Below are 23,273 nucleotides of genomic sequence, written 5' to 3'. Positions count from 1 at the left end.
CTCCTTATAGTAACAATTGAATGTTAGTCTTGTTCTTTAACAGTTACTAAGTGAGCAACTTTATTAATCATACCGCGAATCGCTGCATTATCTTCAAGTACAACCGTTTGGTGCATCTTGCGTAAACCAAGAGTGCGAACAGTCACACGTTGATCTTCTGGACGACCAATCACGCTACGAGTGAGGGTAATTGCTAATTTTTTCGCCATTTGTTTTCCCTCCTTATCCTAACAGTTCCTCTACAGTCTTACCACGTAACTTTGCAACTTCTTCAGCGCGTTTTAACTGTGCTAAACCTTCGATAGTAGCTCGAACCATGTTGATTGGTGTGTTAGAGCCTAAAGACTTAGAAAGGATATCACTTACACCAGCTAATTCTAATACCGCACGTACCGGACCACCTGCGATAACTCCAGTACCTTCAGAAGCTGGTTTCATGAAGATTTCACCTGCACCAAATTGTCCGACCACTTCGTGTGGAATTGTAGTTCCAACCATAGGCACAGTGATTAAGTTTTTCTTAGCATCTTCAATTGCTTTGCGAATTGCATCTGGTACCTCTTGCGCTTTACCAGTTCCGAAACCAACATGACCATTTTTGTCTCCAACTACTACAAGAGCAGCAAAACGGAAACGACGACCACCTTTAACAACTTTCGCTACGCGGTTAATTGTAACTACGCGCTCTTCAAGTTCTAATTTGTTTGGATCAATACGACGCATCTTTTTCCCTCCTTTTGCGATTAAAATTGTAAGCCAGCTTCACGAGCAGCATCAGCTAGAGCTTTCACACGACCATGATATAAATAACCGCCACGATCAAACACTACTTCTTTAACACCTTTTTCAATCGCGCGCTTTGCAACTAATTCGCCCACTTTTTGAGCTGCATCTACGTTGCCAGTACCTTCAAAAGATAACTCTTTATCCATAGTAGAAGCACTTGCAATTGTTACAGAATTAACATCATCAATGATTTGTGCATAAATGTGCTTGTTAGAACGATACACGTTTAAACGAGGACGTACAGCTGTTCCAGACAATTTTGCACGAACACGAGCATGTCTTTTCTTACGAACTGCATTTTTATCAGTTTTCGTAATCATTTTGGTCACTCCTTTCTTCTACCTACGCGGCATTACTTCTTAGCAGTTTTACCTTCTTTACGACGAACAAATTCGCCTTCATAACGAATACCTTTACCTTTGTAAGGCTCTGGCGGACGAACGTCACGAATGTTTGCAGCTACTGCACCAACACGTTCTTTATCGATACCTTTAACAACAAGTTTCGTTTGAGTTGGAACATCGATCTCGATACCAGCTTCAGGTACGATTTCTACTGGATGAGAGTAACCAACACTTAATACAACTTTGTTACCTTGCTTTTGCGCACGGTAACCAACCCCGATAAGCTCTAAGCCGCGCTCGAAGCCTTTAGTAACACCTTCAACCATGTTACCTAAAATGCTGCGAGTTGTACCGTGTAATGCACGGTGCTCTTTCTGATCGCTTGGACGAGATACGTTGATTACGTTATCTTCTACTTTAATTTCAATATCTGGATGAAACGTACGAGTTAATTCACCTTTCGGGCCTTTTACAGTTACAGTGTTGTTATTGTTTGTAATTGTAACGCCAGCAGGGATTTCTAAAGGTTTTTTACCAACACGTGACATACTTTACACCTCCGTTCACATTAAAAGTGATTACCAAATGTATGCTAATACTTCTCCGCCAGCTTGTTTTTGACGTGCTTCTTTGTCTGTTAACACACCTTGAGAAGTAGAAAGAATTGCAATACCTAGACCGTTAAGTACACGAGGTACTTCAGTAGATTTAGCGTATACGCGTAAACCAGGCTTACTGATACGTTTAAGACCAGTGATTACACGCTCGTTGTTTGCACCGTATTTCAAGAAAATACGGATGATACCTTGTTTGTTGTCCTCGATGTATTCTACATCACGAACAAAACCTTCACGCTTAAGAATTTCTGCGATTTGCTTTTTGATGTTTGATGCTGGAATTTCAATTTTCTCATGACGCACCATGTTCGCATTGCGGATGCGAGTAAGCATATCTGCAATTGGATCAGTCATTACCATATGATTTTACCTCCTTCCCATACTTGGGTTTTACCAACTAGCTTTTTTAACACCAGGAATTTGACCTTTGTAAGCAAGTTCACGGAAACAGATACGGCAAAGTTTAAATTTGCGAATTACAGAGTGCGGACGTCCGCAGCGTTCACAACGAGTGTACGCTTGCACTTTAAACTTTGGTTCACGCTTTTGTTTCACGATCATTGATTTTTTAGCCACATTCTCGCCTCCTCTGCTTAAAGTTGGCAGTAAATTACTTTTGGAACGGCATACCGAATTGTGTTAATAATTCACGAGCTTCTTCGTCTGTTTTTGCAGTTGTAACAATTACGATGTCCATACCACGTACTTTTGTTACTTTATCGTAATCGATCTCAGGGAAGATGATTTGCTCTTTAATACCTAAAGTATAGTTACCGCGTCCATCGAAAGATTTTTTAGATACTCCACGGAAGTCACGTACACGTGGAAGAGATACAGATATTAATTTATCAAAGAATTCGTACATGCGCTCGCCGCGTAAAGTAACTTTCGCACCGATTGGCATACCTTCACGAAGACGGAAACCAGCGATAGATTTTTTCGCGCGAGTCACGATCGGTTTTTGACCAGTAACAGTCGCTAACTCTTCAACTGCAACGTCAAGAGCTTTCGCGTTTTGTACTGCATCACCAATACCCATGTTTACAACGATTTTTTCGATTTTTGGAACTTCCATTACGGATTTATAGTTAAACTTACTCATAAGAGCAGGTGTAATTTCTTTAACGTATTTTTCTTTTAGGCGGTTCATGTTTTGTACCTCCTTTCGCTACATTATTTATCTAGAACTTCACCAGATTTTTTTGCTACACGTACCTTTTTGCCATCTTCCACTTTGTAACCTACACGAGTTGGTTCACCAGTTTTAGGATCTAATGGCATTACGTTAGATACATGGATAGGTGCCTCTTTATTAATGATTCCACCTTGTGGGTTGGCTTGAGAAGGCTTAGAATGTTTTTTCACAACATTTACACCTTCAACAAGTACACGGTTTTTCTTCGGGTAAGCTTCAAGGATAACGCCTTGTTTACCTTTATCTTTACCGGAGATAACCATTACCTTATCACCTTTTTTTACATGCATCCTAGTCGCACCTCCTTAAAAGGCTATCTTAAATTTTATATCATTATAGAACTTCTGGAGCTAAAGAAACAATTTTCATGAAGTTGTTGTCGCGCAACTCACGTGCAACAGGTCCAAAGATACGAGTACCGCGCGGGCTCTTATCGTCACGGATGATTACGCAAGCATTTTCGTCAAAGCGGATGTAAGAACCGTCTTTGCGGCGCACACCGCTCTTTGTACGAACAACTACTGCTTTAACAACGTCACCTTTTTTAACAACGCCTCCTGGTGTTGCTTGTTTCACTGAACAAACAATAACATCACCAATATTTGCTGTTTTGCGGCCAGATCCACCTAATACTTTAATTGTTAATACTTCACGTGCACCAGAGTTGTCAGCAACTTTCAAACGAGTTTCCTGTTGAATCATGCATGAAACCTCCCTTCGGATTTATGATTCTATCCGATCATTAGATAATAATTGCTTTTTCTACTACTTCTACTAGACGGAAACGTTTAGTAGCAGATAACGGACGAGTTTCCATGATTTTTACAATGTCGCCCACTTTAGCTTCATTGCGCTCATCATGAGCTTTGAACTTTTTAGAGTATTTAACGCGCTTGCCGTATAAAGAATGTTTCTTATACGTTTCTACAAGAACAGTGACTGTTTTGTCCATCTTGTCAGATACTACGCGACCTGTGTAAACTTTGCGTTGATTGCGTTCACTCATTCTGAAAGCCTCCCTTCAGACTATATTATTTGCTAGCAGCGATCTCTCTTTCACGAACGACAGTTTTCATACGAGCGATCGATTTACGCACTTCACGAATACGTGTAGTGTTTTCTAATTGACCAGTAGCTAACTGGAAACGAAGGTTAAATAACTCTTCTTTTAAAGCTTTGACTTTTTGTTCAATTTCGGCAGTGGTAAGGTCACGAATTTCATTAGCTTTCATTAGATTCACCACCAATTTCTTCACGTTTTACAAATTTACATTTAACTGGTAATTTATGAGACGCCAACCGTAATGCTTCACGAGCGATTTCTTCAGATACACCAGCGATTTCAAACATTACTTTACCAGGTTTCACTACTGCTACCCAACCTTCAGGAGCACCTTTACCGGAACCCATGCGCACCTCTAATGGTTTAGCTGTATAAGGTTTAGAAGGGAAAATTTTAATCCATACTTTACCGCCACGTTTCATGTAACGTGTCATCGCAATACGAGCAGCTTCGATTTGACGGTTTGTAATCCAAGAAGCTTCTAAAGCTTGTAAACCGAACTCGCCGAAATGTACTTCAGCGCCGCCTTTTGCACGACCACGCATTTTACCGCGGTGTTCACGACGATATTTAACGCGTTTTGGCATTAACATAATTATTTTCCTCCTTCCTCAGTTTTCTTCTTAGTAGGAAGAACTTCTCCACGATAGATCCATACTTTTACGCCAAGTTTACCGTAAGTAGTATCAGCTTCAGCTGTACCGTAATCGATGTCAGCGCGAAGAGTATGAAGAGGAACAGTACCTTCACTATAATGTTCAGAACGAGCGATATCAGCGCCACCTAAACGACCAGATACCATTGTTTTGATACCTTGTGCACCAGCACGCATTGAGCGTTGGATCGCTTGTTTTTGTGCACGGCGGAATGAAACGCGATTTTCAAGTTGACGTGCAATGTTTTCTGCAACTAATTTAGCATCTAAATCAGCTCTTTTGATTTCAACGATGTTGATATGAACACGCTTGCCAGTTAATTGGTTAAGAGCTTTGCGAAGTGCTTCAACTTCAGTACCACCTTTACCAATAACCATACCAGGCTTAGCTGTGTGGACAGTTACGTTTAAACGGTTTGCAGCACGCTCGATTTCTACTTTAGAAACAGCCGCATCGTTTAAGCGTTTTGTAATGTACTCACGTACTTTTAAGTCTTCATGTAATAAATCGGCGTAGTCTTTTTCAGCGTACCATTTAGACTCCCAATCACGGATAACTCCGATACGCAAACCGACTGGATTTACTTTTTGACCCACTGATTATCCCTCCTTCTTTTCTGATACCACGATTGTGATGTGGCTTGTGCGTTTGTTAATTTGGCTCGCACGACCCATAGCGCGTGGACGGAAACGTTTTAAAGTTGGCCCCTCGTTCACGTATGCTTGAGTAACAACTAAGTTATTTGCGTCCATTTCATAGTTGTGTTCTGCGTTCGCAATTGCAGATTTCAACACTTTCTCCACGATTGGAGAAGCTGCTTTATTTGTAAGGCGAAGAATAGACACAGCTTCACCTACTTGCTTTCCTCGAATTAAATCCACCACTAAACGAACTTTACGAGGAGCAATACGAACTGTTCTAGCAACAGCTTTAGCTTGCATTTAAATGCCTCCTCTCATATTAGCGTCTTGTTTTCTTATCATCACTTGCGTGACCTTTGTAAGTACGAGTTGGTGCGAATTCACCTAATTTGTGACCTACCATGTCTTCAGTAACATAAACAGGAACGTGTTTACGACCATCGTATACAGCAATAGTATGACCGATAAATTGAGGGAAGATTGTAGAACGACGAGACCAAGTTTTAATAACTTGTTTGCCATCAGTTTCATTCAACTTCTCAATTTTCTTCATTAAATGATCATCAACAAAAGGCCCTTTCTTTAAGCTGCGACCCATGCGTGAACCTCCCTTCGTGATTGTTCTACGGTTCGCTTGAACCGTAGCTCAATCCCGTTATTTTTTACGACGACGAACGATAAATTTGTCTGATTTGTTTTTCTTCTTGCGAGTTTTGTATCCAAGAGTTGGTTTACCCCAAGGAGTCATTGGAGACTTACGTCCGATAGGAGCACGACCTTCACCACCACCGTGTGGGTGATCGTTAGGGTTCATTACAGAACCACGAACTGTTGGACGGATACCTAACCAACGAGAACGACCAGCTTTACCGACGTTGATTAATTCATGTTGTTCGTTACCTACTTGACCGATAGAAGCGCGGCAAGTTGCAAGAATCATGCGTACTTCACCAGAAGTTAAACGTACTAATACGTATTTACCTTCTTTACCAAGCACTTGTGCAGATGTACCTGCAGAACGAACTAATTGTCCACCTTTACCAGGTTTTAATTCGATGTTGTGGATTACAGTACCCACCGGAATGTTAGCTAGTGGAAGAGCGTTACCTACCTTGATGTCAGCCTCTGGACCTGACATAACTTCCATACCAACTTCTAAGTTTTTAGGAGCTAGGATGTAACGTTTCTCACCATCTGCATAGTTAACTAATGCGATGTTTGCTGAACGGTTTGGATCGTACTCGATTGTAGCAACGCGTCCAGGTATTCCATCTTTGTCGCGTTTGAAATCGATAATACGATATTGGCGCTTATGTCCACCACCTTGGTGACGAACTGTTAATTTACCTTGGTTATTGCGTCCACCTTTTTTGTGTAAAGGCGCAAGCAATGATTTCTCTGGCTTATCAGTAGTGATTTCGGCGAAATCAGATACTGTCATGTTACGACGACCATTTGACGTTGGTTTATACTTTTTAATCGCCATGGCTGTTTCCCTCCTTCTCTATTAGACTTAAACTTCAAAGAACTCGATTTCTTTGCTGTCTTGAGTTAATGTTACAACTGCTTTACGACGACGATTTGTAAGACCGCTGTAGCGACCTACACGTTTGAATTTACCTTTGTAGTTCATGACGTTAACTTTCTCAACTTTTACGTCAAAGATTTTTTCGATCGCATCTTTAACTTGAGTTTTGTTAGCTTTTACATCAACTTCAAATGTATATTTCTTTTCAGCCATTAAATCAGTTGAACGTTCAGTAATTACGGGGCGCTTAATAATATCACGAGGATCTTTCATTATGCAAGCACCTCCTCTACTTTTTCAACCGCATCTTTCGTGAGGACAAGTTTGTCATGGTTAAGAACGTCTAATACGCTTAAACCATTAGCTGAGACAACAGTCACACCAGGAATGTTGCGAGCAGATAATGCAACAGTTTCGTTTACATCACCAGTCACGATTAAAGCTTTGCGGTCTAATGATAAGTTCTTAAGAACCGCCACCATCTCTTTTGTTTTTGGAGCATCAAAAGCTAGTGCTTCAAGAACTAAAATGTTATTCTCTTGAACTTTTGAAGATAATGCAGATTTGATCGCTAAACGACGAACCTTTTTAGGTAATTTATAGCTGTAGCTACGAGGAACTGGACCGAATACAGTACCACCACCACGCCATTGTGGAGAGCGGATAGATCCTTGACGAGCACGACCAGTACCTTTTTGGCGCCATGGTTTACGTCCACCGCCGCTTACTTCAGAACGATTTTTTACTTTAGAAGTACCTTGACGCATAGCTGCACGTTGCATAACTACTGCTTCAAAAAGTACATGTTTGTTTGGTTCAATACCAAATACGGCATCGTTTAATTCGATTTCACCAACGTTTTGGCCGTTTTGGTTATACAATGCTACTTTAGGCATTGGGTATTTCCTCCTTTCTTGAAAGAATCATTATTTTGATTTAACCGCACTTTTAACTGTTACTAATGCTTTTCTAGCACCAGGCACATTACCTTTTACCAATAAAAGGTTGCGCTCTGTATCAACTTTAACTACTGTTAAATTTTGAACAGTGATACGCTCTCCGCCCATGCGGCCTGCAAGTGCTTTACCTTTAAATACACGGTTTGGAGCAACAGGTCCCATTGAACCAGGACGACGATGGTAACGAGAACCGTGAGACATAGGTCCACGAGATTGTCCGTGGCGTTTAATTGCACCTTGGAAACCTTTACCCTTTGAAATTCCTGTTACATCAATCTTGTCGCCTTCCGCGAAAATATCAACTTTGACTTCTTGACCAACTTCGTATTCTCCAGCATTTACACCACGAATTTCGCGGATGAAGCGCTTAGGAGCAGTATTCGCTTTAGCAGCATGTCCTTTAGCCGGCTTGTTTGTTAATTTTTCACGAATATCTTCGAAGCCGATTTGAATCGCTTCATATCCGTCTGTTTCAGCAGTTTTCTTTTGAAGAACTACGTTTGGAGTTGCCTCAATTACTGTTACAGGAATTAACTCACCGTTTTCTGCGAATACTTGAGTCATACCGATTTTTCTTCCTAAGATTCCTTTGGTCATAAGTCACACCTCCTAAAAATATTGTTCATTTTATTTCAATTAAAGTTTGATTTCGATATCTACACCAGACGGTAAGTCTAAACGCATTAATGAATCAACTGTTTGAGGAGTTGGATTCACAATATCAATTAAACGTTTGTGTGTACGCATTTCGAATTGCTCACGAGAATCTTTATACTTGTGAACCGCACGTAAGATTGTGTAAACCGACTTCTCAGTTGGTAATGGAATTGGACCAGACACGTTAGCACCTGAGCGTTTTGCAGTTTCAACAATTTTCTCAGCTGATTGATCAAGGATTCTGTGATCGTAAGCTTTTAAACGGATGCGAATTTTTTCTTTTGCCATTATTTTCCCTCCTTTATCGCCTATTTCACTAATAGACATTCTCCGTGGAAATTTCCTCACACTCGCCATGGCAAAGCGGCCGGGTGTGTCAGCAACCTTCCACATCATCGCAGTCAAAGACCAACATTTTTATTATAATAAAAATGGGCTCACAATGCAACACTAAATTTTATATTCTTTAATGCCGCGCACTTTTTACATTATATATAACATCAATAGAATTTGCAAGACATTATATGAGTGGAATATTTCTCTAGTAAAAAACTATCTATATAGAATGAAACTCATATAAATGATGGTTTTCTTTCCTATTCACAGACATTTGTTGAACACTCCTAGTTTTGGAGCAGCGTGATCTCAAGGGCCAGAATCAATAGAAACAAAAAGAGCAGGATTCATTCCTGCTCTTTTTCTATCACCATGATTACTCTTGGATAGTTGCTACTACGCCAGCGCCTACTGTGCGGCCGCCTTCACGGATTGAGAATTTAGTACCTTCTTCAATCGCGATAGGAGCGATAAGTTCTACTGTCATTTCGATGTTATCGCCAGGCATAACCATTTCTACACCCTCTGGTAATTGGACGATACCAGTTACGTCAGTTGTACGGAAGTAGAATTGTGGGCGGTAGTTTGAGAAGAATGGAGTGTGACGTCCACCTTCTTCTTTAGAAAGAACGTAAACTTCCGCTTTAAATTTTGTATGTGGAGTGATTGTACCTGGTTTAGCAAGTACTTGACCACGTTGTACTTCTTCACGAGATACACCGCGAAGTAATGCACCGATGTTGTCACCAGCTTCCGCATAGTCAAGAAGCTTACGGAACATTTCAACACCTGTTACTGTAGTTGATTTTGGCTCTTCAGTTAAACCGATGATTTCTACTACGTCACCAACTTTAACTTGACCGCGCTCAACACGACCAGTAGCAACTGTACCACGACCAGTGATTGAGAATACGTCCTCTACTGGCATCATGAATGGTTTTTCAGTGTCGCGTTCTGGAGTTGGGATGTACTCATCAACAGCGTTCATAAGCTCGATGATTTTTTCTTCCCATTCAGGCTCTCCTTCAAGAGCTTTAAGAGCAGAACCTTTGATTACTGGTACATCATCACCAGGGAAGTCGTATTCAGAAAGTAAGTCACGAACTTCCATTTCTACTAATTCTAATAACTCTTCGTCGTCTACCATGTCACATTTGTTTAAGAATACAACAAGGTAAGGTACACCTACTTGACGAGATAAAAGAATGTGCTCACGAGTTTGTGGCATTGGGCCGTCAGCAGCAGATACTACTAAGATACCGCCGTCCATTTGAGCAGCTCCAGTGATCATGTTTTTAACATAGTCAGCGTGTCCTGGGCAGTCAACGTGTGCATAGTGACGGTTTTCAGTTTCATACTCAACGTGTGCAGTTGAGATTGTGATACCGCGCTCGCGCTCTTCTGGAGCAGCGTCGATTTGGTCGTAGGCCATAGCCGCACCTTTACCACTGCGCTTAGCAAGTACAGTAGTGATAGCAGCTGTTAATGTAGTTTTACCATGGTCAACGTGACCAATTGTACCGATATTAGCATGCGTTTTCGAACGGTCAAATTTTTCTTTAGCCATTTGAAAATCCTCCTTAACCTTTTAAGTAAGTATAATAGGTATATATGATGCTGCGAAAGTGAAATTTGGTCACTTCCACAGCTTACATAAGTAGTTATACTTCAATAAAGGATGAAAATCAATTATTCACCTTTATTTTTTTTGATAATTTCTTCAGAGATGTTTCTAGGTACTTCTTCGTAGTGATCGAAGTGCATTGAGTATGTTCCGCGACCTTGAGTGTTTGAACGCAACGCAGTTGCGTACCCGAACATTTCAGAAAGTGGAACGAATGCACGTACTACTTGCGCGTTACCGCGTGCTTCCATACCTTCTACACGTCCGCGACGGGAAGTGATGTCACCCATGATGTCACCTAGGTACTCATCTGGGATAACGACTTCTACTTTCATCATTGGCTCAAGTAGCACTGGGTTACATTTTTTAGCTGCATTTTTAAGAGCCATAGATGCCGCAATTTTGAACGCCATCTCACTTGAGTCAACATCATGGTAAGAACCATCGAATAAGCGGGCTTTAATGTCGATTAACGGATAGCCAGCTAATACACCATTGTCCATAGCATCTTCAAGACCAGCTTGTACTGCAGGGATGTACTCACGAGGTACCGTACCACCCACGATGTTGTTTATGAATTCAAAGCCTTTTCCTTCTTCATTTGGTGAGAATTCAATCCAAACATGACCATATTGACCACGACCACCAGATTGACGTGCAAATTTACCTTCAACTTCAGCTGCACTACGGAATGTTTCACGATATGCCACTTGAGGAGCACCAACGTTCGCTTCTACTTTGAATTCGCGACGCATACGGTCAACGATAATATCAAGGTGAAGCTCACCCATACCAGAGATGATAACTTGTCCAGTCTCAGGGTTTGTTTCCGCACGGAAAGTTGGGTCTTCTTCTTGAAGTTTTTGTAAAGCTGTTGTCATCTTATCTTGGTCAGCTTTGGACTTAGGCTCAACAGATAAAGAGATAACTGGCTCTGGGAATTCCATTGATTCTAAGATAACAGGGTTTTTCTCGTCACATAGAGTATCACCAGTTGTAGTGTCTTTTAGACCTACAGCTGCTGCGATATCCCCTGCATATACTTGAGAAATCTCCTCACGAGAGTTAGCATGCATTTGCAGGATACGACCTACACGCTCACGCTTACCTTTCGTAGAGTTTTGAACGTATGAACCAGAGCTTAATACACCAGAGTATACACGGAAGAATGTTAACTTACCAACATAAGGGTCAGTCATAACTTTGAATGCTAGCGCAGAGAATGGTGCATCATCGCTAGATTCACGAGTTACTTCTTCATCAGTATCCGGTAAAGTACCTTTGATTGCCGGTACATCTACTGGCGCAGGTAAGTAATCGATTACCGCATCTAACATAAGCTGAACACCTTTGTTTTTGAATGCAGAACCGCAAAGAACAGGGAAGAATTCAACGTTGATTGTACCTTGACGAATGGCAGCTTTTAACTCTTCGTTTGTAAGCTCGCCTTCTTCTAAGTATTTCATCATTAATTCTTCATCAAGTTCAGCCGCAGCTTCAACTAGCTTAGAGCGGTATTCTTCAGCTAAGTCTTGATATTCTTCTGGAATGTCACGTACTTCAATATCAGTACCTAAGTCATTTCCATAGAAAGTAGCTTTCATTTCGATTAGATCAATGATACCTTCGAATTGGTCTTCAGCACCGATGGGTAATTGCACAGGATGAGCGTTTGCACCTAAACGATCATGAATTGTTTTTACAGAATATAAGAAGTCTGCGCCGATTTTGTCCATTTTGTTAACGAACACGACACGTGGTACTCCGTAAGTTGTTGCTTGACGCCAAACTGTTTCAGTTTGAGGCTCAACACCTGATTGGGCGTCAAGTACAGCAACAGCACCATCAAGTACACGAAGAGAACGTTCAACCTCTACAGTGAAGTCTACGTGTCCCGGTGTATCGATGATGTTAACACGGTGACCTTTCCACTGAGCAGTAGTGGCAGCAGACGTGATTGTGATACCACGCTCTTGCTCTTGCTCCATCCAGTCCATTTGTGAAGCACCTTCATGAGTTTCACCAATTTTGTGGATACGGCCAGTGTAGTAAAGGATACGCTCAGTAGTGGTTGTTTTACCAGCATCGATATGAGCCATGATCCCGATATTACGAGTGTTTTCTAAGGAGAACTCTCTAGCCATTGGGGTCTTTCTCCTTCCTTTGCTAAGTATGGTTTAGTTTTTATTTTCAGAGCTGTTAAGTATAAACATCCTAACAGCTCTAAATAATATGTTATATTACCAGCGGTAGTGAGCAAACGCTTTGTTTGCTTCTGCCATTTTGTGAGTGTCTTCACGTTTCTTAACGGAAGCACCTGTATTGTTGGCTGCATCTAAGATTTCGTTAGCTAAACGCTCTTCCATCGTTTTTTCACCGCGAAGACGAGCATAGTTTACTAACCAGCGAAGTCCTAAAGTAGTACGGCGCTCAGGGCGAACCTCTACTGGTACTTGGTAGTTAGAACCACCTACACGACGAGCTCTAACTTCTAATACAGGCATGATATTTTTAAGAGCTTGTTCAAATACTTCCATCGGCTCTTTACCTGTACGGTCTTTTACGATATCGAATGCATTATAAAGAATTGCTTGAGATTTACCTCTCTTACCATCGATCATCATTTTGTTGATAAGACGAGTTACAAGCTTAGAATTGTAAATTGGATCTGGTAACACATCACGTTTTGCAACAGGTCCTTTACGTGGCATTCCATTTTCCTCCTTTCACGATGCGTATTGTAATTTCATTTTATTATTTTTTCGCTGCTTTAGGCTTCTTAGTACCGTACTTAGAACGACCTTGCATACGGTTGTTAACACCTGCAGTATCAAGCGCACCGCGCACGATGTGGTAACGTACCCCTGGTAAGTCTTTTACACGACCACCGCGAATTAATACTACGCTGTGTTCTTGTAAGTTGTGACCGATACCTGGAATATAAGCTGTTACCTCGATACCGTTAGTTAAGCGTACACGAGCATATTTACGAAGCGCTGAGTTTGGCTTCTTAGGTGTCATAGTACCTACACGTGTACATACACCACGTTTTTGTGGAGACATTACGTTAGTTTGCGCTTTTTTAAAGCTGTTGTAACCTTTGTTTAACGCAGGAGATTTTGATTTTTCTACTTTTGTTTCGCGACCTTTGCGCACTAATTGGTTAATAGTAGGCATTTATGTTCCTCCTTTCGATTTTTTTAAGACCACATACCCAGGTGGTTCATTTTTTTACAAAAAACAAAGTTTTTGAAACTACTACAGTTCAAAAACATGTTAACTAATTATTGCAACAGCAGAAGCTCCAACTTCTATCTTACAAGCTTTACCTAGCTTTTTCATAGAATCCACATAATGAATCGGAGTTTGTAGTTCAGAGGCTGTTCGGATCACTTGTTCAATAATCCGCAAATCAGCATCCTTGGCAACAAACACCTCTTTGACTCTTCCGTTTTTAAGAGCTTTAACTGTTTGCTTCGTTCCTACAATCACTTCTTTAGCCTGTGCTACTTTTTCATAAGACATAATATCCTCCAAAGTAACAGGTGGTTTATAGGAGCACCTTTGTTATAGTAACATCCTCCTGAATGGATGTCAACACAAAAAAAGATTTTTTGTAACATCCATTCAGAGAGAATGTTAATTTAAAAAAAGAGTTGGATTAGTCGATAGTTACGGGCTCTTCAACTTGGTTGAAAACTGGAGTCGCTTGACGATATCGACTCATACCAGTTCCAGCTGGGACAAGCTTACCGATGATAACATTCTCTTTCAAGCCCAATAACTCATCGCGTTTTCCTTTAATTGCTGCATCGGTAAGAACACGTGTTGTTTCTTGGAATGATGCGGCTGATAAGAATGAATCTGTTTCGAGTGATGCTTTTGTAATACCAAGAAGAACCGGACGACCTGTAGCAGGACGTTTACCTTCTAGCAATACTTTTTCATTTGCATCAGTGAATTGGTGAATATCTAATAATGAGCCTGGTAATACATCTGTGTCACCGGCATCCATTACACGGACTTTGCGCAACATTTGACGTACCATAACCTCAACGTGTTTGTCACCAATTTCCACCCCTTGCATGCGGTATACTTTTTGTACTTCACGCAGCAAGTACTCTTGAACAGAGGTAATGTCTTTTACTTTCAATAACTCTTTCGGATCGATTGAACCTTCTGTCAGCTCTTGACCACCCGCGACTTGTTGCCCTTCTGTGACTTTAAGTCTTGCGCTATAAGGAGCTGTATACGTACGGCTTTCAATGTCACCTTGGATCACGATTTCATGCTGGCGATCGCGGCCTTCATTAATAGAAGCAACAGTACCGTTAATCTCAGAGATAACAGCTTGACCTTTTGGATTACGAGCTTCAAATAGCTCTTGGATACGCGGTAAACCTTGTGTAATATCGTCTCCGGCAACCCCACCAGTGTGGAATGTACGCATCGTTAACTGTGTACCCGGTTCACCAATTGATTGAGCAGCGATGATACCAACCGCTTCACCCACTTCTACTTCCGCACCGGTTGCTAAATTGCGGCCATAGCATTTTTTACATACACCGTGACGGGTGTTACATGTAAAGGCGGAACGAATCCATACCTCTTCGACACCTGCATCTACGATCAATTTGGCTGTATCTTCTGTGATCAATTCGTTTTCTTGAACAAAGACTTCGTTTGTCTCCGGATGTCTCACTGATTTTCTTGCATAACGACCAATTAAGCGCTCTTCAAGGTGTTCAATAACCTCTGTGCCGTCTTTAAGAGATGCTACAAGCAATCCGCGGTCTGTACCACAATCATCTTCACGGATAATGACATCCTGGGCAACGTCTACTAGACGACGAGTAAGGTAACCTGAGTCGGCTGTTTTAAGAGCTGTATCAGCAAGACCTTTACGCGCACCATGTGTAGAGATGAAGTACTCTAATACCGTTAAACCTTCGCGGAAACTTGATTTGATCGGTAATTCAATGATTCGTCCAGCCGGGTTGGCCATGAGACCACGCATACCTGCAAGCTGAGTGAAGTTCGATGCGTTACCACGGGCACCAGAATCACTCATCATGAAGATAGGGTTACGGCGGTCTAAGGATTCCATTAATTTACCTTGAATCGTATCTTTTGCAGCACTCCAGATGGCGATCACGCGATCGTAGCGCTCATCTTCCGTAATTAAACCGCGTCTGAATTGTTTTAACACATTATCTACTTTTGCTTGGGCTTCCTTTAAGATTTGTTCTTTCTCACCTAAAACCACAATATCGGCTACACCAACTGTAATACCTGCTTTAGTGGAGTATTTAAATCCTAAATCTTTCATGCGGTCAAGCATCTTAGACGTTTCAGTGATTTTGAAGCGTTTAAATACCTCAGCAATGATGTTTCCAAGAATTTTCTTTTTGAACGGATCAATGATTGGTTGACCTTTAATGAACTCTTTAACATCCGCACCCTTATCAATGAAATACTTTTCAGGTGTTTTCACTTCAAGGTTTAGCTTAGTCGGCTCATTAATATATGGGAATGACTTCGGTAAAATTTCATTAAAAACTAATTTACCTACTGTTGTCACCAATAATTGTTGGTTTTGCTCTTCTGTAAATGTTTCATTATGAAGAGATCCTGCATGTACAGCTACACGTGTGTGAAGATGTACATATCCATTTTGATAGGCAAGCAAGGCTTCATTTGTATCTTTGAAGACCATACCTTCCCCAACCGCACCTTCACGCTCTAATGTTAAATAGTAGTTACCTAATACCATGTCCTGTGAAGGTGTAACAACTGGTTTTCCATCTTTCGGGTTCAAGATGTTTTGAGCCGCCAGCATTAAAAGACGCGCTTCTGCTTGGGCTTCAGCAGAAAGTGGTACGTGAACCGCCATTTGGTCACCGTCAAAGTCTGCGTTGTATGCTGTACATACAAGCGGATGAAGACGAATCGCACGTCCTTCTACTAGAGTAGGTTCAAATGCTTGGATACCTAATCTATGAAGGGTTGGTGCACGGTTAAGTAATACCGGGTGTTCTCTGATAACGGACTCTAAAACATCCCATACTTCTGGCTGAACACGTTCGATTTTACGTTTCGCGCTCTTAATGTTATGGGCTAAACCACGTTCAACCAATTCTTTCATCACAAAAGGTTTGAAAAGCTCTAACGCCATTTCTTTCGGTAAACCACATTGATACATCTTTAAGTTCGGACCTACGACGATAACTGAACGGCCAGAGTAGTCAACACGTTTACCTAAAAGGTTTTGACGGAAACGTCCTTGCTTACCTTTTAACATATGAGAAAGTGATTTTAATGGGCGGTTACCTGGTCCTGTAACAGGACGGCCGCGACGACCATTGTCGATTAAAGCATCAACTGCTTCTTGAAGCATACGCTTTTCGTTTTGAACGATGATGCTTGGTGCTCCAAGGTCAAGAAGACGTTTTAAACGATTGTTACGGTTGATAACACGGCGATATAAATCATTTAAATCAGAAGTAGCGAAGCGTCCGCCGTCAAGCTGTACCATCGGGCGTAGTTCAGGCGGGATAACCGGTAATACATCTAGAATCATCCATGAAGGCTCATTTCCAGAGTTACGGAATGCCTCTAATACTTCCAAACGTTTAATCGCACGAGTACGACGTTGACCTTGAGCTGTTTTCAGCTCTTCTTTTAACGTATCAACTTCTTTTTCAAGGTCGATATCTTGAAGAAGCTTTTTAACAGCTTCAGCTCCCATAGAAGCTTGGAATGTTTGACCGTATTTCTCACGATATGCACGATATTCTTTTTCAGAAAGTAATTGTTTCTTTTCAAGCGGTGTATCACCTGTATCTGTCACTACATAGGAAGCAAAGTAGATAATCTCTTCCAGCGCGCGAGGGGACATGTCTAAGACAAGTCCCATGCGGCTAGGGATACCTTTGAAATACCAAATGTGAGAGACAGGTGCAGCTAATTCGATATGTCCCATACGCTCACGACGTACTTTAGCACGTGTAACCTCTACACCACAACGGTCACACACCACACCTTTATAACGTACACGTTTATATTTACCACAATGACATTCCCAATCTTTTTGCGGACCGAAAATACGCTCACAGAACAATCCGTCTTTTTCTGGTTTTAAAGTACGGTAGTTGATTGTTTCTGGCTTTTTAACCTCACCGTAAGACCAAGAACGGATTTTATCAGGTGAAGCAAGACCAATTTTCATATACTCAAAGTTATTTACATCTAGCAAGGGGCCTACCTCCCTTTTAGTCTCCAGGTTTTTCCCTTATATCGTAAAATCGCTTGGCGTAAATTACTCTTTTATGACAGGGGCTTTTTGCTCTTCTGCAACAGACTCCCTTTCAGAATCGATCATGATGCTGTCAGTTGACTGATCATGATCATCATCCATATCAGTAATTTCGATTTCTTCTTCATTGCTTGATAACATCTTAACATCCATACCCAAACTTTGAAGCTCTTTAATTAATACTTTGAATGACTCAGGTATACCTGGTTCAGGTACGTTTTCACCTTTGACAATCGCTTCGTATGTTTTCACACGCCCTACAACGTCATCGGATTTCACTGTTAAGATTTCTTGTAATGTATAAGCGGCACCGTATGCCTCAAGCGCCCAAACCTCCATCTCACCGAAACGCTGGCCGCCAAATTGAGCCTTACCTCCAAGTGGTTGTTGCGTTACAAGCGAGTAAGGGCCTGTTGAACGTGCATGGAGTTTATCGTCAACCATGTGCGCAAGTTTGATCATATACATGACACCTACAGATACACGGTTGTCGAACGGTTCACCAGTACGTCCATCATAAAGGACTGTCTTTGCATCACGAGACATGCCGGCTTCTTCAATCGTCGCCCATACATCTTCTTCACGGGCACCATCAAATACAGGAGTAGCTACATGAATTCCCAGCCTACGGGCAGCCATACCTAAGTGCAACTCTAATACCTGACCGATGTTCATACGTGAAGGTACCCCTAATGGGTTCAACATGATATCAACAGGAGTGCCGTCCGGCAGATAAGGCATGTCTTCTTCAGGTAAAATACGAGAGATAACACCTTTGTTACCATGGCGTCCCGCCATCTTGTCACCTTCATGGATTTTACGTTTCTGTACAATGTATACACGAACGAGTTGGTTTACACCAGGTGGCAGTTCATCGCCATCTTCACGATTGAAGACCTTGACATCAAGAACAATACCGCCACCACCGTGAGGTACACGAAGAGATGTATCACGAACTTCTCTTGCTTTCTCACCGAAGATCGCATGTAATAAACGTTCTTCAGCTGTTAGCTCTGTAACTCCTTTTGGCGTTACTTTCCCTACAAGAAGGTCGCCGTCTTTTACTTCAGCACCGACGCGAACAATTCCGCGCTCATCTAGATTACGCAGTGCATCTTCACCTACATTCGGGATATCACGCGTAATTTCTTCCGGTCCTAATTTTGTGTCACGAGATTCAGACTCGTATTCTTCAATATGAATTGAAGTATATACATCATCTTTTACAAGACGTTCACTCATAATGATCGCATCTTCGTAGTTATATCCGTCCCAAGTCATGAACGCTACAAGAACGTTTCGACCTAAAGCCAGTTCACCTAACTCCATAGATGGGCCATCAGCTAAGATTTCACCTTTTACTACTTCGTCTCCAACAGAAACGATTGGGCGTTGATTATAGCAAGTACCTTGGTTTGAACGAATAAATTTTAATAAGTTGTACTTATCTAAGTTACCTTTTACCTTCTGGCCGTCTACCTCTTCATAACGTCTTACCCAGACTTGTTTCGCTTCAACCCGTTCAACAATACCAGGATATTTACAAATAACGGCTGCACCAGAGTCTTTTGCTGATACATACTCCATACCTGTACCAACGACTGGTGCCTCAGGCTTTAATAAAGGTACTGCTTGACGCTGCATGTTCGCTCCCATTAATGCACGGTTGGAGTCATCGTTCTCTAAGAACGGAATACATGCTGTCGCAGCCGATACAACTTGTTTAGGAGATACATCCATATAGTCAACACGCTCACGTTTAACAACAGTATTTTCACCGCGGAAACGCGCTACGATGTCTTCATCTAAGAATGAGCCGTCTTCATCTAAACGGACATTCGCTTGTGCTACTACATAGTTATCTTCTTCATCAGCTGTTAAGTAATCAATTCGATCCGTAACTTTACCTGTCTCCGGGTCAACACGACGATAAGGCGTTTCGATGAATCCGAATTTATTTACTTTCGCAAACGAAGATAACGAGTTGATTAATCCAATGTTCGGACCCTCTGGAGTCTCAATCGGACACATGCGTCCATAGTGAGAATAGTGAACGTCACGCACTTCAAAGCCTGCGCGCTCACGTGTTAAACCACCAGGACCTAATGCAGATAAACGACGCTTATGCGTTAATTCTGCTAATGGATTTGTTTGATCCATGAATTGGGACAACTGAGAGCTTCCAAAGAACTCTTTAATTGCCGCAATAACCGGACGAATGTTAATGAGTTGTTGCGGTGTGATCGTGTTTGTGTCCTGAATTGACATTCTTTCACGCACTACACGCTCCATACGCGACAAGCCGATACGGAACTGATTTTGTAATAACTCACCAACTGAACGCAGACGACGGTTACCTAAATGGTCAATATCATCTGTGTCACCTACTTGATGTAAAAGGTTAAAGAAATAACTAATCGAAGCTAGAATATCAGCTGGTGTAATATTTTTAACTTCCTCTATTACATAGGCATTTCCTAAAACATTAATAACCTTTTCGCCATCTGGATCGTTTGGAGCGTAGATTTTGATGGACTGAAGTGTGATATCTTCTTCTACTACCCCGCTAGCCGGATTATAAGTTTTGAAGTTCACACCACTTTCAATCATCGGCAAGATACGATCTAATGTACGACGATCAATGATCGTACCTTTTTCTGCAATGATTTCACCTGTCTCTGGGTCTACTAGCGTTTCGGCTAGTCTTTGATTAAACAGACGGTGTTTAATGTGAAGTTTTTTATTGATTTTATAACGACCTACATTCGCTAAATCGTAGCGTTTTGGGTCAAAGAAACGTGAGATTAAAAGCGTTTTAGCATTTTCAACCGTCGGAGGCTCTCCCGGGCGTAAACGCTCATAAATTTCCAACAACGCTTTCTCTGTGCTTTCTGTATTATCTTTTTCAAGAGTGTTGCGTAAGTATTCATTATCACCAATTAAATCGATGATTTCCTGATCAGACCCAAAACCAAGAGCACGAAGCAACACGGTAACTGGAAGTTTACGAGTACGGTCGATACGAACATATACTACATCTTTCGCATCTGTTTCATACTCTAACCAAGCTCCACGATTCGGAATAACTGTAGCAGTATATCCCTTTTTACCGTTTTTATCAATTTTTCCACTGTAATACACACTTGGTGAGCGAACTAGCTGGGAAACAATAACACGTTCAGCACCATTGATGACAAACGTACCTGTTTCTGTCATAAGCGGGAAGTCGCCCATGAATACATCCTGGTCTTTTACTTCCCCTGTTTCCTTATTAATTAGGCGCACTTTTACACGAAGAGGCGCCGCATATGTTACATCTCGCTCTTTTGATTCTTCTACAGAGTATTTCGGTTCGCCTAAGCTGTAATCAATGAATTCAAGTGATAAATTTCCTGTAAAGTCTTCAATCGGAGAAATGTCTTGGAACATTTCTCTAAGACCCTCATCAAGAAACCATTGATATGAAGAGGTTTGAATTTCAATAAGGTTTGGTAATTCCAATACTTCGCTAATGCGAGCATAACTTCTTCGTTGGCGGTGGCGTCCATACTGAACTAGTTGACCTGTCAACTCATTCACCCCTCAAATAAAGCGTTATTGTTGAAAGACTTAAACATTCATAATAAACATAAGCATGTTTATTATTAAACAAAAGAAAAATGGCTTCTTTAAATAGAAAACCACGACTTTCCAAAAACGAACTATTGATTTTATTAGCATTTCCATACAAACCAAAATTATACATTTTATGTACAATAAAAGCCTATATAGAATAATGACATATTGGCATTTTATAATGCTACCACAACGAGATTAGGCAGTCAAGATTTTTTTGCACGGATTATGTAATATCCTTTCTTCTTCTCTACTACCTCAACTTCAGCAAACAATCCCTCTAATTTTTCCAAAGCAGAAGGAGCTCCCTGTTTTTTTTGAATGACAACCCATAGCTCTCCATTTGGCAATAGATGTTGAACCGCTCCCTCCAAAATCGCATGAACTACTTTCTTCCCGGCTCGAATCGGAGGATTTGTCAGGATGGCAGCATACTGGTTCTCCGGCTTTAAAGCACTGTAACAATCACTTTTAAAAATATGTACATTAGTGATTCCATTACGCTGTGCATTCAGCTTCGCCAGCTCAATCGCCCTTTCATTTACATCTATCATGTTTACCCATATAGAAGAGCGTTCTTTGGCCAACGATAAACCAATTGGACCGTAGCCGCACCCTACATCTAAAATTGGTCCTTCCACATCAGGAAAAACAAATTCCTCGATTAACACTCTCGATCCAAAATCCACTTCTCTTTTAGAGAACACTCCTTGATCAGTTGTAAACAGCAACTTATTCCCACGCAGCGTGAAATTCCATGTTTGACGATCACTTGCCACAGACGGCTGATGCGAATAGTAATGTTCCGTCAACGTCACCATCCTCCTTCTTTCCTATCTCATACTAGCCTGTTTATTTAGTATAAACCTCATTACCTACAGAAAGCAAAAAAGCCCGCTTATGATAAGCGGGCTTTTTAAGGATTAAAAAGAAATTACTTAACTTCTACAGAAGCGCCAACTTCTTCAAGTTTAGCTTTCATTTCTTCAGCTTCTTCTTTAGAAACGCCTTCTTTAAGAGCTTTTGGTGTGTTGTCAACTAATTCTTTAGCTTCTTTTAAGCCAAGACCAGTGATTTCGCGAACAACTTTGATAACTTTAATTTTTTGAGCACCAGCGCTAGCAAGTACTACATCAAATTCAGTTTTCTCAGCAGCAGCTTCGCCACCAGCAGCGCCACCCATAACAGCTACAGGAGCAGCTGCAGTTACACCAAACTCTTCTTCGATAGCTTTTACTAAGTCGTTAAGTTCTAAAACAGTCATATTTTTAACCGCTTCAATGATTTGTTCTTTAGTCATTTTAATATCCTCCTTATTTTTCCTTTGGTTATATTGAGATAGGTTTAAATTCTAAATTAAGCGCCTTGCTCTTCCTTTTGATCAGCAACAGCTTTTGCAGCAAGTGCAAGGTTGCGGATTGGAGCCTGAAGAACGCTAAGCAACATTGAAAGTAAGCCTTCGCGAGATGGAAGTTCAGCAAGAGCTTTAACCTCTTCCACAGTCGCAATGTTACCTTCGATAACACCAGCTTTGATTTCTAATGCTTCATTCTTTTTGGCAAAATCGTTTAATACTTTCGCAGGAGCGATTACATCTTCAGTACTGAATGCGATCGCATTCGGTCCTGTTAAGTGTTCATTTAAACCTGTTAATTCTGCTTCTTCAGCAGCACGACGAGTTAAAGTGTTTTTGTAAACTTTGAACTCAACGCCGGCTTCACGTAAAGATTTACGAAGTTCAGTTACTTGCGCAACCGTTAAACCACGGTAGTCAACAACAACTGTTGATTTGCTTTCACGTAATTTAGAAGCGATTTCAGATACTACTTGTTTTTTAGCTTCAACTGCTTTGCTCATTGTTACACCTCCTGTAGATTTCGTTCCGTACACTCGTATCAACAAGGTGTAATGCAAACAAAAACCTCCATGGTAGACAT

General features: G+C 41.2%; 30 protein-coding genes and 1 other annotated feature (1 of these 31 running past the window's edge). All 30 genes read right to left on the bottom strand.

The annotated features are described in order from the left end of the window. Nucleotides 1-23: 23 nt before the first annotated feature. On the bottom strand, nt 24-209 hold the full coding sequence (rpmD, locus tag ACFOU2_RS18080) for a 50S ribosomal protein L30 (protein ID WP_078415013.1): 186 nt from the start codon (nt 207-209) through the stop codon (nt 24-26). 13 nt (nt 210-222) lie between these two features. Then, nucleotides 223-723, bottom strand: a complete 501-nt coding sequence (gene rpsE / locus ACFOU2_RS18075) for a 30S ribosomal protein S5 (RefSeq protein ID WP_377917600.1) — start codon at nt 721-723, stop codon at nt 223-225. A gap of 20 nt (nt 724-743) precedes the next feature. Further along, complete coding sequence (rplR, locus tag ACFOU2_RS18070; protein ID WP_377917598.1) at nt 744-1,106, bottom strand: 50S ribosomal protein L18; 363 nt, start codon at nt 1,104-1,106, stop codon at nt 744-746. Between the two features lie 32 nt (nt 1,107-1,138). Then, the gene (gene rplF / locus ACFOU2_RS18065) at nt 1,139-1,678 is read right to left on the bottom strand and encodes a 50S ribosomal protein L6 (RefSeq protein WP_377917596.1); all 540 of its coding nucleotides are present in this window, start codon (nt 1,676-1,678) and stop codon (nt 1,139-1,141) included. Nucleotides 1,679-1,708: 30 nt separating this feature from the next. After that, on the bottom strand, nt 1,709-2,107 hold the full coding sequence (gene rpsH / locus ACFOU2_RS18060; protein ID WP_377917594.1) for a 30S ribosomal protein S8: 399 nt from the start codon (nt 2,105-2,107) through the stop codon (nt 1,709-1,711). Between the two features lie 30 nt (nt 2,108-2,137). Next, a complete protein-coding gene (locus ACFOU2_RS18055; RefSeq protein WP_377917592.1) occupies nt 2,138-2,323 on the bottom strand; it encodes a type Z 30S ribosomal protein S14 in 186 nt (61 codons plus the stop codon). Nucleotides 2,324-2,357: 34 nt separating this feature from the next. After that, on the bottom strand, nt 2,358-2,897 hold the full coding sequence (gene rplE, locus ACFOU2_RS18050) for a 50S ribosomal protein L5 (RefSeq protein ID WP_377917590.1): 540 nt from the start codon (nt 2,895-2,897) through the stop codon (nt 2,358-2,360). 23 nt (nt 2,898-2,920) lie between these two features. After that, on the bottom strand, nt 2,921-3,232 hold the full coding sequence (gene rplX / locus ACFOU2_RS18045) for a 50S ribosomal protein L24 (RefSeq protein WP_377917588.1): 312 nt from the start codon (nt 3,230-3,232) through the stop codon (nt 2,921-2,923). Between the two features lie 43 nt (nt 3,233-3,275). After that, nucleotides 3,276-3,644 carry a 50S ribosomal protein L14 gene (gene rplN / locus ACFOU2_RS18040; protein ID WP_377917586.1) on the bottom strand — a complete coding sequence of 123 codons (369 nt, stop codon included), beginning with the start codon at nt 3,642-3,644 and terminating at the stop codon, nt 3,276-3,278. A 40-nt stretch (nt 3,645-3,684) separates the two neighbouring features. Beyond that, entirely contained in the window at nt 3,685-3,948 is a 264-nt protein-coding gene (rpsQ, locus tag ACFOU2_RS18035; protein WP_377917584.1) for a 30S ribosomal protein S17, read from the bottom strand. Nucleotides 3,949-3,973: 25 nt separating this feature from the next. Continuing rightward, nucleotides 3,974-4,174 carry a 50S ribosomal protein L29 gene (rpmC, locus tag ACFOU2_RS18030; protein ID WP_028397301.1) on the bottom strand — a complete coding sequence of 67 codons (201 nt, stop codon included), beginning with the start codon at nt 4,172-4,174 and terminating at the stop codon, nt 3,974-3,976. Continuing rightward, nucleotides 4,164-4,598, bottom strand: a complete 435-nt coding sequence (rplP, locus tag ACFOU2_RS18025) for a 50S ribosomal protein L16 (protein ID WP_377917582.1) — start codon at nt 4,596-4,598, stop codon at nt 4,164-4,166. Before rplP ends, rpmC begins: the two co-directional genes overlap by 11 nt. 2 nt (nt 4,599-4,600) lie before the next feature. Continuing rightward, the gene (rpsC, locus tag ACFOU2_RS18020; RefSeq protein WP_377917580.1) at nt 4,601-5,257 is read right to left on the bottom strand and encodes a 30S ribosomal protein S3; all 657 of its coding nucleotides are present in this window, start codon (nt 5,255-5,257) and stop codon (nt 4,601-4,603) included. 3 nt (nt 5,258-5,260) lie between these two features. Further along, on the bottom strand, nt 5,261-5,602 hold the full coding sequence (gene rplV / locus ACFOU2_RS18015) for a 50S ribosomal protein L22 (RefSeq protein WP_377917578.1): 342 nt from the start codon (nt 5,600-5,602) through the stop codon (nt 5,261-5,263). Nucleotides 5,603-5,621: 19 nt separating this feature from the next. Continuing rightward, complete coding sequence (gene rpsS, locus ACFOU2_RS18010) at nt 5,622-5,900, bottom strand: 30S ribosomal protein S19 (RefSeq protein WP_377917576.1); 279 nt, start codon at nt 5,898-5,900, stop codon at nt 5,622-5,624. Nucleotides 5,901-5,957: 57 nt separating this feature from the next. Beyond that, nucleotides 5,958-6,788, bottom strand: a complete 831-nt coding sequence (gene rplB, locus ACFOU2_RS18005; protein ID WP_377917574.1) for a 50S ribosomal protein L2 — start codon at nt 6,786-6,788, stop codon at nt 5,958-5,960. A 27-nt stretch (nt 6,789-6,815) separates the two neighbouring features. Beyond that, nucleotides 6,816-7,103, bottom strand: coding sequence for a 50S ribosomal protein L23 (gene rplW, locus ACFOU2_RS18000; RefSeq protein WP_377917572.1), 288 nt, complete (start codon nt 7,101-7,103; stop codon nt 6,816-6,818). After that, the gene (gene rplD, locus ACFOU2_RS17995) at nt 7,103-7,726 is read right to left on the bottom strand and encodes a 50S ribosomal protein L4 (RefSeq protein ID WP_377917570.1); all 624 of its coding nucleotides are present in this window, start codon (nt 7,724-7,726) and stop codon (nt 7,103-7,105) included. Before rplD ends, rplW begins: the two co-directional genes overlap by 1 nt. 30 nt (nt 7,727-7,756) lie before the next feature. Beyond that, nucleotides 7,757-8,386 (bottom strand): 50S ribosomal protein L3, encoded by a 630-nt coding sequence (gene rplC, locus ACFOU2_RS17990; protein ID WP_377917568.1) that lies wholly within the window; start codon nt 8,384-8,386, stop codon nt 7,757-7,759. 39 nt (nt 8,387-8,425) lie between these two features. Further along, on the bottom strand, nt 8,426-8,734 hold the full coding sequence (rpsJ, locus tag ACFOU2_RS17985) for a 30S ribosomal protein S10 (protein WP_019394071.1): 309 nt from the start codon (nt 8,732-8,734) through the stop codon (nt 8,426-8,428). Nucleotides 8,735-9,158: 424 nt separating this feature from the next. Then, nucleotides 9,159-10,349, bottom strand: coding sequence for an elongation factor Tu (gene tuf / locus ACFOU2_RS17980; protein WP_377917566.1), 1,191 nt, complete (start codon nt 10,347-10,349; stop codon nt 9,159-9,161). Nucleotides 10,350-10,471: 122 nt separating this feature from the next. Further along, nucleotides 10,472-12,550 (bottom strand): elongation factor G, encoded by a 2,079-nt coding sequence (fusA, locus tag ACFOU2_RS17975; RefSeq protein ID WP_377917564.1) that lies wholly within the window; start codon nt 12,548-12,550, stop codon nt 10,472-10,474. Nucleotides 12,551-12,646: 96 nt separating this feature from the next. After that, nucleotides 12,647-13,117, bottom strand: coding sequence for a 30S ribosomal protein S7 (gene rpsG, locus ACFOU2_RS17970; RefSeq protein ID WP_377917562.1), 471 nt, complete (start codon nt 13,115-13,117; stop codon nt 12,647-12,649). 43 nt (nt 13,118-13,160) lie between these two features. Further along, on the bottom strand, nt 13,161-13,583 hold the full coding sequence (gene rpsL, locus ACFOU2_RS17965; protein WP_377917560.1) for a 30S ribosomal protein S12: 423 nt from the start codon (nt 13,581-13,583) through the stop codon (nt 13,161-13,163). A 99-nt stretch (nt 13,584-13,682) separates the two neighbouring features. Continuing rightward, complete coding sequence (locus tag ACFOU2_RS17960) at nt 13,683-13,931, bottom strand: 50S ribosomal protein L7ae-like protein (RefSeq protein ID WP_377917558.1); 249 nt, start codon at nt 13,929-13,931, stop codon at nt 13,683-13,685. 136 nt (nt 13,932-14,067) lie between these two features. After that, nucleotides 14,068-17,661, bottom strand: a complete 3,594-nt coding sequence (gene rpoC / locus ACFOU2_RS17955) for a DNA-directed RNA polymerase subunit beta' (RefSeq protein ID WP_377917556.1) — start codon at nt 17,659-17,661, stop codon at nt 14,068-14,070. A 63-nt stretch (nt 17,662-17,724) separates the two neighbouring features. After that, nucleotides 17,725-21,291 carry a DNA-directed RNA polymerase subunit beta gene (gene rpoB, locus ACFOU2_RS17950; protein ID WP_377917554.1) on the bottom strand — a complete coding sequence of 1,189 codons (3,567 nt, stop codon included), beginning with the start codon at nt 21,289-21,291 and terminating at the stop codon, nt 17,725-17,727. Nucleotides 21,292-21,542: 251 nt separating this feature from the next. Further along, nucleotides 21,543-22,148 carry a class I SAM-dependent methyltransferase gene (locus ACFOU2_RS17945; RefSeq protein ID WP_377917552.1) on the bottom strand — a complete coding sequence of 202 codons (606 nt, stop codon included), beginning with the start codon at nt 22,146-22,148 and terminating at the stop codon, nt 21,543-21,545. Nucleotides 22,149-22,270: 122 nt separating this feature from the next. After that, nucleotides 22,271-22,636: a 50S ribosomal protein L7/L12 gene (gene rplL / locus ACFOU2_RS17940; protein WP_377917550.1), complete on the bottom strand. Its 366-nt coding sequence runs from the start codon at nt 22,634-22,636 to the stop codon at nt 22,271-22,273. Nucleotides 22,637-22,692: 56 nt separating this feature from the next. Further along, a complete protein-coding gene (gene rplJ, locus ACFOU2_RS17935) occupies nt 22,693-23,193 on the bottom strand; it encodes a 50S ribosomal protein L10 (RefSeq protein ID WP_377917641.1) in 501 nt (166 codons plus the stop codon). Between the two features lie 49 nt (nt 23,194-23,242). Continuing rightward, nucleotides 23,243-23,273, bottom strand: a sequence feature (ribosomal protein L10 leader region); it runs 108 nt beyond the window's last position.

The organism is Bacillus songklensis (assembly GCF_042649685.1).
GTDB classification, from domain to species: Bacteria; Bacillota; Bacilli; order Bacillales; family Bacillaceae_H; genus Bacillus_BA; species Bacillus_BA songklensis.
The sequence above is the reverse complement of the archived record's forward strand: the minus strand, read 5'-3'. Positions and strand labels throughout refer to the sequence as shown.

Coding starts and splice junctions, on each gene's coding strand:
- rpmD (WP_078415013.1), bottom strand. CDS start 209: ATGGCGAAAAAATTAGCAATTACCCTCACTCGTAGCGTGATTGGTCGT.
- rpsE (WP_377917600.1), bottom strand. CDS start 723: ATGCGTCGTATTGATCCAAACAAATTAGAACTTGAAGAGCGCGTAGTT.
- rplR (WP_377917598.1), bottom strand. CDS start 1,106: ATGATTACGAAAACTGATAAAAATGCAGTTCGTAAGAAAAGACATGCT.
- rplF (WP_377917596.1), bottom strand. CDS start 1,678: ATGTCACGTGTTGGTAAAAAACCTTTAGAAATCCCTGCTGGCGTTACA.
- rpsH (WP_377917594.1), bottom strand. CDS start 2,107: ATGGTAATGACTGATCCAATTGCAGATATGCTTACTCGCATCCGCAAT.
- rplE (WP_377917590.1), bottom strand. CDS start 2,897: ATGAACCGCCTAAAAGAAAAATACGTTAAAGAAATTACACCTGCTCTT.
- rplX (WP_377917588.1), bottom strand. CDS start 3,232: ATGCATGTAAAAAAAGGTGATAAGGTAATGGTTATCTCCGGTAAAGAT.
- rplN (WP_377917586.1), bottom strand. CDS start 3,644: ATGATTCAACAGGAAACTCGTTTGAAAGTTGCTGACAACTCTGGTGCA.
- rpsQ (WP_377917584.1), bottom strand. CDS start 3,948: ATGAGTGAACGCAATCAACGCAAAGTTTACACAGGTCGCGTAGTATCT.
- rpmC (WP_028397301.1), bottom strand. CDS start 4,174: ATGAAAGCTAATGAAATTCGTGACCTTACCACTGCCGAAATTGAACAA.
- rplP (WP_377917582.1), bottom strand. CDS start 4,598: ATGTTAATGCCAAAACGCGTTAAATATCGTCGTGAACACCGCGGTAAA.
- rplV (WP_377917578.1), bottom strand. CDS start 5,602: ATGCAAGCTAAAGCTGTTGCTAGAACAGTTCGTATTGCTCCTCGTAAA.
- rpsS (WP_377917576.1), bottom strand. CDS start 5,900: ATGGGTCGCAGCTTAAAGAAAGGGCCTTTTGTTGATGATCATTTAATG.
- rplB (WP_377917574.1), bottom strand. CDS start 6,788: ATGGCGATTAAAAAGTATAAACCAACGTCAAATGGTCGTCGTAACATG.
- rplW (WP_377917572.1), bottom strand. CDS start 7,103: ATGAAAGATCCTCGTGATATTATTAAGCGCCCCGTAATTACTGAACGT.
- rplD (WP_377917570.1), bottom strand. CDS start 7,726: ATGCCTAAAGTAGCATTGTATAACCAAAACGGCCAAAACGTTGGTGAA.
- rplC (WP_377917568.1), bottom strand. CDS start 8,386: ATGACCAAAGGAATCTTAGGAAGAAAAATCGGTATGACTCAAGTATTC.
- rpsJ (WP_019394071.1), bottom strand. CDS start 8,734: ATGGCAAAAGAAAAAATTCGCATCCGTTTAAAAGCTTACGATCACAGA.
- tuf (WP_377917566.1), bottom strand. CDS start 10,349: ATGGCTAAAGAAAAATTTGACCGTTCGAAAACGCATGCTAATATCGGT.
- fusA (WP_377917564.1), bottom strand. CDS start 12,550: ATGGCTAGAGAGTTCTCCTTAGAAAACACTCGTAATATCGGGATCATG.
- rpsG (WP_377917562.1), bottom strand. CDS start 13,117: ATGCCACGTAAAGGACCTGTTGCAAAACGTGATGTGTTACCAGATCCA.
- rpsL (WP_377917560.1), bottom strand. CDS start 13,583: ATGCCTACTATTAACCAATTAGTGCGCAAAGGTCGCGAAACAAAAGTA.
- ACFOU2_RS17960 (WP_377917558.1), bottom strand. CDS start 13,931: ATGTCTTATGAAAAAGTAGCACAGGCTAAAGAAGTGATTGTAGGAACG.
- rplL (WP_377917550.1), bottom strand. CDS start 22,636: ATGACTAAAGAACAAATCATTGAAGCGGTTAAAAATATGACTGTTTTA.
- rplJ (WP_377917641.1), bottom strand. CDS start 23,193: ATGAGCAAAGCAGTTGAAGCTAAAAAACAAGTAGTATCTGAAATCGCT.